3 protein-coding genes are annotated in these 2,638 nt (G+C 37.9%); all 3 read right to left on the bottom strand.

Features of this window, described 5'->3' with window-relative positions; all coding sequences use genetic code 11:
- A partial coding sequence (locus tag A9239_RS05950; protein ID WP_141706385.1) for a glycosyltransferase family protein occupies positions 1-529 on the bottom strand: 529 nt, incomplete at its 3' end.
- Positions 501-1,331: a phosphatase PAP2 family protein gene (locus A9239_RS05945; protein ID WP_048121024.1), complete on the bottom strand. Its 831-nt coding sequence runs from the start codon at positions 1,329-1,331 to the stop codon at positions 501-503. The genes A9239_RS05950 and A9239_RS05945, both read right to left, overlap by 29 nt.
- A gap of 679 nt (positions 1,332-2,010) precedes the next feature.
- Positions 2,011-2,638, bottom strand: a 628-nt coding sequence (locus tag A9239_RS05940; RefSeq protein ID WP_255361913.1) for an S-layer protein domain-containing protein, incomplete at its 5' end; no start/stop codon positions are given.

The following is a 2,638-nucleotide window of genomic DNA, read 5'->3' as shown; positions in this document are numbered from 1 at the left end:
CAAGCATAAGACGGCATACGTTATAAGGCATTGGGAAATCAGGAATTACTATTCTGTCAACTCTTCTGAAAATGCAGCTATAAAACTGTTTAATTATTCCGCCCATCGTTCTTAGGGCAATGCCTCCATTTTTAAAGAAAGTTTCCATGTTTGACTGATTAACTATAAGGTAAACAGGAATTCCGCTGACTTTAGAGGCCACTACTCCTGTAAAATAACTATCTGAAACTACAATATCAGGTTTCTTTTCTTTTAATAAGCTCAGAACCTTAAAAATAGCAAAAACACTCCCGTTTTTCAGTGTAGATATAATTGACCTTTTCAGGTTCAGGGAACCGGACTCACCCACAAGTTTTATTTCCGGGGGGATTTCAACGGTCTTGTATCCTTTTCTCTCGATAAACTCCTTTGAATAACCATATGCTCCTAAATAAACTTCATGGCCTGCAGCTAACAACTCCCGGCCCAATGCGATACAGCGGCTGGTATGACCTAACCCTTCACCGCATATAAAAACGAGTACTTTCATCCTTGAACCTCTTTTTAAAAATTCGAATAGTTAAGAAATAAGAAATAAAAGCAAGTATAATTCCGCCAATCATATCCGTGATCCAGTGTATGCCAAGATACAGTATTGAAAAAAGGATGAAAATGGTTGTTCCTACCGCAAAAACCTTGTAACGCCTGAGATCTGTCTTGAAAAGTATAAACATCGTTGCCATTACCGAGAGTGCAGCATGCAGACTTGGGAAGCAATTGTTAAGACCGGGACTACAGATAGTTACTATCCCCAGGATGGCCGGATTCAATTGATATAGCAAAGGGACCACTCCTGGCAATACATGCCCTGTCACATTTACTGGGAAAAATATGTAAAAAATGTAAGCTATCAAATATATAAGCATAAAAGTAATTGCATACTCTTTAAGAGCTTCATCATCCTGGCTAAACAGGAATAATATAAATGTAAAGATCAAAAGGAATGAAAATCCAACCAGATAAACTGCTCCACAAAAGTATGTCAGCGTTGGATTGGCTATGCTCTGGAAAATACTCACTTTAGTGCCTTCCAGCATCAACATATACCTATCATAATTGAGAGAGGGACTGAGACCCAGGAGGTTTGAAATTTTTCTTTGTGAATCCATAAGTATGAAGATAAATGCTGCCGAAGCTACATAAGGTAGAATCTCTGAAATCCCGGGCGACCTAAGGTTTCTATAATAATATTTGGGCCGAAGAGGTTCCGGCACAAAAATATAATAGCCTGCTGGCACTGAAAATATCAGAGACAGCGTTATCATAAAGTCTAGTTGATTTGAGGATATCATTTAATGTGCGCCTCAGTGTTTGAATACCTTAATCCAAAAACAGATAATTATGAAATATCTCTTACTGTTATCCGATTTATTAGGTTTTTTACATAGAATAACACAACTATATATTAATTGTGGAGAATAATGGTACACTTTAAGTTTTTTAAATATAACTATCTCTGTTGGTCAGTACGTTTTATTTCGATGAGCAATTTATTCACTTCTCTTTTATCCCTGTTTTATCCCAAAACGATTTCGTTTTTTAATTTCTTTATTGCAGTTATATATTGTATGCAGGCGACCCGTTATTTTATTTCAACTTAAAACTTGTTTCTTTTATATGATCGTTCTAAAGTATCAAAATGGAATTGAAATTTCTTCAGCGTTTAACCTTTTGCGTCGACTGCTATTTTATTGTATATTTAACTTTCAAATTTTTTGAATTTGCGGAATCATTTCAGGATACAATCCTTAGTTTCCAAATATTAAGCGCACATGTGAGTAATGAAAATATGTAAGGTTAATTATCACGATTTTAAAATTCTGCTACAAGTCCTTTACTTATGTAAGCACAATGATATCAGGGACATTTATTCGTCTAAAAATGCGGAATTTAAGTACGCAACAGTCAATTAGGATTTCAATAAAAAATTTAAAAAAAGGAAGGATTAAGAAAATCCTTCACTCAGAGAATTTATCTGTTCTTCCTGACGATGTAGAAGACTGACAGCAGTCCGAAGATTGCTGGGACGATCTCAAAGCCAGGAGCGCTGCTCTTTGTTTCGGTGGTGTTGTTTGCAGCAGCTGGTTCTGGTGTAACTGGGGTCTCCATGTTTGTAGGAGCGCTCGCGTTTACATCTTGAGTTTCTTCAGTGTTGTTCACAACTGGTGTAGTAACACTCATGTTATCGGTAGCTGTTGTGTTATCGATGCTGGTGTTACTTAGGGTGGTTGTAGTGGTTCCGTTACCAATGGTCTGCTCAACGTATGGGTAGTATCTGAGATCGTTGGAGTCGGCAATCTTGAAGTACATTCCCTCTCCGATTTCCTGATCAGAGTCTTTAGTCAGACTGAATGTATCATCATTGCTGATGTTAATGCTTGCACCGTTAAGGGAAACATCGTTAAGTTTGCCGAATTCATCGTCAGATTCGATCTTCCTTGCGTTTGCGTAGTCAATGAGCCAGAGACCATCGATCTGTGCAATACTGTCGACTGCGCCCTGGAATACCTGGTTGACATGGACTTTCAGGACAGGAACATCGTCTTCGCCCTGCACGTCGTCAACTTTGCAAGTCCAGATATGATCGCCAGTGTCAGTT

The organism is Methanosarcina sp. A14 (genome assembly GCF_001729375.1).
GTDB lineage: Archaea > Halobacteriota > Methanosarcinia > Methanosarcinales > Methanosarcinaceae > Methanosarcina > Methanosarcina barkeri.
Note: the sequence above shows the minus strand (reverse complement) of the source record. Positions and strands in the feature narration are given on the sequence as shown.

Coding starts and splice junctions, on each gene's coding strand:
- A9239_RS05945 (WP_048121024.1), bottom strand. CDS start 1,331: ATGATATCCTCAAATCAACTAGACTTTATGATAACGCTGTCTCTGATA.